The following is a 6992-nucleotide window of genomic DNA, read 5'->3' on the forward strand; positions in this document are numbered from 1 at the left end:
GACTCTGACTAAATCCAAAGACTAAATGAATTGAAAATGGATAATATACTCACTGAATATAGTTTCAAGGATAAGCTGATTGAGCTGTTTTATAAGAACCTGGAAAGCAATTTCAGCAACGATAGCCCCTATCTAAGCAAACTCAGGCAAGAGGCGATGCGCGAATTTGAAAAAACCGGCTTTCCAACTACCGGACAGGAAAAATGGCGCAGTACCAGCCTTACCAAACCGCTCATGCTTGACTATGTTCAGCATTTCGAACCTTTTGAAAAATATATTGATGTTGAAAAAATGTTCATGTGCGAAGTGCATGAACTTGAATCGCACTTGTTTGCCCAGCTCAACGGATGGTTTGTTCACGAGAATGGCGGATTAAACTATTTGCCGGGTGGGGTTATTGTTGGGAGCCTGGCCAGCGCATTCAACAAACATCCTGATCTCATTGAAAATCACTACGGGAAATATGCCCCTGTGAAAGGAAATGGAATGGTGGCACTGAACACGGCTTTTGCACAGGATGGCCTGTTTGTGTATGTTCCCGATAACGTGATTGTGGATAAGCCCATCCAGATCATAAACCTCATCAATCTTACTGAGAACCTCTTCATCCAGCCCCGCAACCTGGTTGTTTTGGGCAAGAACAGCAAACTTCAATTGCTTTATTGCGATCATTCATTGCTTCACAAGCAAAGCCTTATAAATTCTGTTACTGAAGCCATTGTAGGTGAAAACGCGGTGTTCGAAAATTATAAGCTGCAAAACAAAGACAACGATTCAACCCTGATCACCAATGCCTGGATCACACAAAAGAGCAATAGCAGCATGATTACCAATGTGCTTACATTGAACCCGGGAACTATACGGAACAATATCAACGTAATACTGGATGGGCAAAACTGCAGCGCCGAGCTTTTTGGGCTTTACCTGGTTGACAAGGAACAGCATGTTGATAACAATGTAAACGTTGATCATGCCCAACCCAATAATTACAGCAACCAGTTATTCAAAGGCATACTCGACGATCAGGCAACGGCTGTTTTCAACGGCCATATACTTGTAAGAAAGGATGCGCAGAAAACCAATGCCTTCCAGAAAAATCAGAACATTTTGCTTACCGATAAGGCCACCGTTGATTCGAACCCACAGCTTGAAATTTATGCTGATGATGTAAAGTGCAGTCATGGATCAACAGTAGGGCAATTGGATACAGAAGCGTTGTTTTATATGCGGTCGCGTGGAATTTCGGAAGAAACGGCCCGTATGGCACTGATGAATGCTTTTGCCGCCGCCATCATTGATAAAATCAATATTGAGCCTTTAAGAGGCAGGATCAATGAATTGGTAAGCAAACGGCTGAGGGGTGAGCTTTCCATCTGCGACCAATGTATCCTGGATTGCAGGGAAGGAAGGAAGTACTCGTTTGATATTGATCTGGGGAAAACAAATAAATAAGACCAAAGACCCAAATTCCAAATTCAAAGCCCCAAGGTGTAAAAGAGATTTGGAATCATAAAAATCCTGAACTTTGAACCCCGACGAGTTCTCACCAGGCAATTAACCGATTAACTGATCAAAATGCCCTTAGTACAAGACATTGAAAAAATCCGCAGCGATTTCCCGATACTAAGCCAGCAAGTGTATGGCAAGCCGCTGGTTTATTTCGATAATGCCGCCACTACGCAAAAACCCACTGTTGTTATTGATGCAATATCGGAATATTACAGGGAGTACAATTCCAATGTTCACCGTGGCGTACATTTTCTGAGCAACAAAGCTTCAAAGGCGTTTGAAGATGTCAGGGTGCAGGTACAGCAATTTATCAATGCCAAACATGTTCACGAAATAATATTTACCCGCGGAACAACTGAAGCAATCAACCTTGTAGCCTCATCATACGGAAGAAGGTTTATTGGTAAAGATGATGAAATAATTATTTCGGAAATCGAGCATCACTCCAATATTGTTCCCTGGCAAATGCTTTGCGAACAGGTTGGCGCCAAACTCAGGATCATTCCGGCGCTTGATGATGGTACACTTGATTTTGAGGCTTACCTGAAACTTCTGAACCAAAGAACCAAATTTGTTTCCATTACGCATATCAGCAATACACTTGGGACAATTGTTCCGGTGAAAGATTTTATTGACGCTGCCCATAGATGGAACATCCCTGTAATGCTTGATGGAGCACAGGCATCAGCCCACACTGAAATTGATGTGGAGGTATTGGGCTGTGATTTTTATAGTTTCTCGGGTCACAAAACATTTGGCCCAATGGGCATTGGGATCTTATATGGCCGCGAAGAATTGCTGAACGCCATGCCCCCTTATCAGGGAGGTGGTGAAATGATTCAGGATGTTTCTTTCACAAAAACCACGTATAACAACCTGCCTTTCAAGTTTGAGGCCGGAACGCCCAATGTGGGCGATGTGATCGGGTTAGGCAAAGCCATAGCATACATCCAGCAACTGGGTTTGCCCTATATTGCTGAGCGTGAAAAGAATTTGCTCGATTACCTGACGAAGCGGCTCCTTGAAACCGGGAATATTACAATTATTGGAAACGCACCTGAAAAGACCAGTGTAGTTTCCTTCCTGATTGATAAGATCCATCCTTATGATGCCGGCACTATCATTGACCGCTTTGGCGTTGCTGTGCGAACCGGAAACCATTGCACACAGCCTGTTATGGATCGTTATAAATTGCCTGGTACAATCCGCGCTTCACTCGCGTTTTATAATACCGAAGAAGAAATTGACATACTAATTGCGGCCATTGAGAAAGTAAAGGAAATGTTTTATTAATTCCAGATTCAAAATTTGAAATTCAAGATTTCCTGACTGCATTCCTCAGCATATCAAGATCTTGAATCTTGAATCTTGATTTTGGAATCTTGAATTTGGAATATGAAAATAGAAGAAACTGAAAAGGAAATTATCTCTGAATTTGAGATGTTTGACGATTGGCTTGATCGTTACAACTACCTGATAGAGATGGGAAAGTCACTACATGTGATTGATGCCAAAAATAAATCCGAGACTAACCTGATACATGGCTGCCAGTCGCGGGTATGGTTGCATGCAGAATTTGTGGATGGGCACATTCATTTCACAGCCGACAGCGATGCTGTAATCACCCGTGGGATAATCAGCCTGCTGATCCGTGTACTCTCGGATCGCACCCCTGATGAAATTATACATGCAAAACTTGAATTTATTGATGCCATTGGGCTCACGCAGCATCTTTCTCCTTCCCGCTCAAATGGCCTAACATCCATGATCAAACAGATTAAATTATACGCCCTGGCGTTTAAAGCAAAAGAACAGGTTTAATATGGAAAACAAAGATCAGATACGCTACCTCGAAGACCGCGTGGCTGAAGAAATGCGGCAAATATTCGATCCTGAAATCCCGGTCAACATTTATGATCTGGGTTTGATTTATGGAATTGAGGTAACAGAAAACCTTGATGTAAAGTTAACTATGACGCTTACTTCGCCAAATTGCCCTGAGGCAGAAAGCATCCCAATCAGGGTAGAAGAAGCTATAAAATCAATTCGTGGAGTTAAATCAACGGAAGTCATTCTCACCTTCGAACCGCCCTGGGACAAGGATATGATGAGTGATTCGGCGATGCTGGAACTTGGGTTTTTATAGCGAACGCTGACAGCGTCGGCCAACCATGCCATTTACACCACCGATCTGAACTGTTTCAAAAACCTCAGGTCATTCTCAAAGAAAAGCCTTAAATCGTTGATCTGGTAAAGGAGCAGCGCCATGCGCTCAATGCCAATGCCAAAAGCAAAGCCGGTGTATTCATTGCTGTCAATGTTGCAATTTTCCAGCACCTTGGGATCAACCATGCCACAGCCCAATATTTCGACCCAACCGGTGTATTTACAGATATTGCAACCTTTGCCACCGCAGATATTGCACGAAATATCCATTTCAGCCGATGGTTCGGTAAAAGGGAAATACGATGGCCTTAAACGAATCTGGGTTTTTGCATCAAACATTTCCCGCGAAAAATACAAGAGTGTTTGCTTCAGGTCGGCAAACGAAACATTTTTATCCACATACAGGCCCTCAACCTGGTGGAAGAGGCAATGCGCGCGTGCTGAAATAGCCTCGTTGCGGTAAACCCGTCCAGGAAAGATGGCTCGCATTGGGGGCTTGTGCTTTTCCATATAGCGGATCTGAACCGAAGAAGTGTGCGTGCGTAAGGCAATATCGGGGTCTTTCTCAATGAAAAAAGTATCCTGCATGTCTCTTGCCGGATGGTCGGGCGGGAAATTGAGGGCCGTAAAATTATGCCAGTCGTCTTCAATTTCCGGGCCCTCGGCAACAGGAAATCCGAGTTTTGTGAAAACCTCAATTACTTTGTTAAGTACAAGCGAAACAGGATGGCGCGAACCCAATTCCTTGAAATCAACCGGTAAAGTGAGATCCAGGTTTGAACCCGATGATGTTTTTTCCTGTTCAAAGCTGGTTTTGATCTGGGCAACTTTTTCCTGCAACCTGTTCTTTAGGTCGTTGAGCAGCAGTCCGGTTTCTTTTCGCTCTTCGGCTGCAACATTTTTGAAGTCGGCAAACAGATCGTTCAGCAATCCTTTTTTACCTAGGTATTTAATGCGCATTTCTTCTGCTTCGGCAGCAGTATCTGCCCTGAAAGCCTCGACTTCTTTCAGCAATTGATGGATACGTTCTTTCATCCGAAAGCAAAATTATTTGAGCAGGTTCATTCTCATTTTTATTTCCTTCACCGGACGATCGCCCTGTGCTGTTTGTACAGCTGCAATTTTATCAACAACTTCAAGCCCTGAAATCACTTCGCCAAAAACAGTGTAATCACCATCGAGGTGCGGGGTTCCGCCAAGGGTCGCATAAGTTTCAATTTGTTCGGGGGTGAAATTTTTACCAACCCGCTGGGTCATAACATCAAGTTCCTGTTTTGAAAATTGCCGGCCCTGTACAATGTAAAACTGCGAACCGGATGATTCTTTTTTGGGATTTACCTGATCAGGCTTGCGGGCTGCTGAAAGCGCACCTTTTTTATGATAAAAAGGGCTTACGATTTCAGCCGGAACGGTATATCCGGGATCTTCCATGCCGGTAGTTCCACCACCACCCTGAATCATAAAATCACGGATTACACGGTGAAAGATTGAACCATTGTAATAACCTTCGTTCACCAGCTTGATAAAATTATCGCGGTGCAAGGGGGTTTCGTTATACAGTTTCACAGTAATGTCACCCATATCGGTATGGATTACTACTACGTATTCTTTCTCGGTTTTTGTTTGAGTCTGCGACATGATTAATGAATTAAACGTGACTAATAGAGTAATTGCAAATAAAAAACGTTTCATGATTTTAGGATTTTGGTTCAACGGCAATATTACAAATTTTTAAGCGATTGGGATTACAAATGACCGGAGTTGGAAGAATCAGAAAGGTAGTCTTTTAAGAGATCCTTACCCTGCCATGTTCCTATAGCAAGGTATGGCCTGAGGCGGGTGAACATTTCTTCTTTAAATCCACTATGTTCTCTGGCTTTCCTGATTGCCTCCATGTGGTTTGGTTTACCCACAAAAGCATCGAGGCAGGAAGCATTCTCCCAGATGCTGAAAGTGGCTTGTTCAAATACAGGATATTCACCTATACCTTTCGAGAAGATCAGGCCCTGGTGGTTAATAAGTTCAGCGCTTATGCGGGGAACCAATCGCAGGAATCTGAAAAGAAAGCGTTTGCGTAAGGAAGCACGCGTAAGTACGCAGATAAGGCTGCTTGTTGTATCCGCATCTGCAAACTCCCATTTATTAAAACCTGACCAGGAACCATGTGAACTGATGGGTGTCAGGAAAATGGTATATTGCTCAACACTGTTGTTGACAAAATTCCTGAACAATTGTGATTCGAGATAAGAATTTGCCTGTTCGTGACTTTTCCAAACTGCAAGCAAGCCATAAACACTGAAATCGGGCCACATACTGTATCCGGTTCCGCTTCCCGTTCCCAGTGGTTTGAAAAACTGCAGGCCCTCCATTTTACGCATTGGGGATACCGATAGGCGCATCTGCTTCATTCCCCATATTTTTTTTGAGCCGCGATACCTAAAGAATGATATGGTTACAGTTTGTTTGGCGCTTTTGGTCATCTTTTTTTTGAATTGAACCCGCAAAATCAAAATCACTGAATTGATGATGATTTATTAGTAATAACTATTCACCTTTTCCTTTTTTTCAACCCGAAACAAACCCTGCATAATGGCTCGTAACTGTCTTTTTCGCCAAGCACCACCAGGTGGTCATCGGCGATGATGCGGTGAGAGTGTTGAGCAAGATTTCCGCATTCAATGCACACAGCGTGAACCTTGGTCACATATTCTGCTGTAGCCATTAATGAAGGGATCGGGCCAAAAGGCTTTCCCAGGTAATCCATATCAAGCCCGGCAACAACTACGCGTATGCCGGCATTGGCCAATTGGTTGCACACATCGGCGAGTTGATTATCAAAAAACTGTGCTTCATCTACACCAACAACATCGGCATCGTTTACATAAAGAAGGATTTGGTTTGAAGACTGAACCGGTGTACTTGAAATTGCATTTTCATCATGCGAAACAACTTTCAACTCGTCGTAACGTGTATCAACTGCAGGTTTGAAGATTTCAACCTTTTGCCTGGCAATTTTTGCACGCTTCAACCGCCTGATCAGTTCTTCGGTTTTGCCCGAAAACATTGAGCCGGTAATGACTTCTATCCAGCCGCGCCGGTTTTGACGATTATAAGGGTGTTCCAGAAACATGAAAGTGTGGGCTATAGATTTTGGTTTGCAGTGTCAAAATTAGAAAAAGGATTCATTAAACGGGCATGAGTGCATAGAAGAAACAGGCATTTTTATAATTTTACACCTTCATAAGCGTTGAACAAGCACAGCATTAAAAGTTTACACAATGAGCAAGGAAATAATTAAGAATGAAATTGATCAGATA

General features: G+C 43.1%; 8 protein-coding genes. 4 read left to right on the forward strand and 4 right to left on the reverse strand.

All coding sequences use genetic code 11. The annotated features are described in order from the left end of the window. Positions 1-36 precede the first annotated feature (36 nt). The 4 genes from sufD to IH597_07960 all read left to right on the forward strand — a co-directional run bounded on the left by sufD (position 37) and on the right by IH597_07960 (position 3655). Positions 37-1452 carry a Fe-S cluster assembly protein SufD gene (gene sufD, locus IH597_07945; GenBank protein ID MBE0662384.1) on the forward strand — a complete coding sequence of 472 codons (1416 nt, stop codon included), beginning with the start codon at positions 37-39 and terminating at the stop codon, positions 1450-1452. Positions 1453-1575: 123 nt separating this feature from the next. Further along, the gene (locus IH597_07950) at positions 1576-2802 is read left to right on the forward strand and encodes a cysteine desulfurase (protein ID MBE0662385.1); all 1227 of its coding nucleotides are present in this window, start codon (positions 1576-1578) and stop codon (positions 2800-2802) included. Between the two features lie 102 nt (positions 2803-2904). Beyond that, complete coding sequence (locus IH597_07955; protein MBE0662386.1) at positions 2905-3330, forward strand: SufE family protein; 426 nt, start codon at positions 2905-2907, stop codon at positions 3328-3330. A 1-nt stretch (position 3331) separates the two neighbouring features. Further along, on the forward strand, positions 3332-3655 hold the full coding sequence (locus tag IH597_07960; protein ID MBE0662387.1) for a DUF59 domain-containing protein: 324 nt from the start codon (positions 3332-3334) through the stop codon (positions 3653-3655). A 32-nt stretch (positions 3656-3687) separates the two neighbouring features. Here IH597_07960 and pheS read toward each other — a convergent pair whose 3' ends face one another. From pheS to IH597_07980, 4 genes are all read right to left on the reverse strand, one after another. After that, positions 3688-4710 carry a phenylalanine--tRNA ligase subunit alpha gene (gene pheS, locus IH597_07965; GenBank protein MBE0662388.1) on the reverse strand — a complete coding sequence of 341 codons (1023 nt, stop codon included), beginning with the start codon at positions 4708-4710 and terminating at the stop codon, positions 3688-3690. Between the two features lie 12 nt (positions 4711-4722). Then, on the reverse strand, positions 4723-5367 hold the full coding sequence (locus IH597_07970) for a peptidylprolyl isomerase (GenBank protein MBE0662389.1): 645 nt from the start codon (positions 5365-5367) through the stop codon (positions 4723-4725). 53 nt (positions 5368-5420) lie between these two features. Continuing rightward, the gene (locus IH597_07975; GenBank protein ID MBE0662390.1) at positions 5421-6083 is read right to left on the reverse strand and encodes a spheroidene monooxygenase; all 663 of its coding nucleotides are present in this window, start codon (positions 6081-6083) and stop codon (positions 5421-5423) included. A gap of 140 nt (positions 6084-6223) precedes the next feature. After that, positions 6224-6805: a thymidine kinase gene (locus IH597_07980; GenBank protein MBE0662391.1), complete on the reverse strand. Its 582-nt coding sequence runs from the start codon at positions 6803-6805 to the stop codon at positions 6224-6226. Positions 6806-6992: the final 187 nt, after the last annotated feature.

This window comes from Bacteroidales bacterium, from assembly GCA_014860575.1.
Lineage (GTDB): Bacteria > Bacteroidota > Bacteroidia > Bacteroidales > JAAYJT01 > JAAYJT01.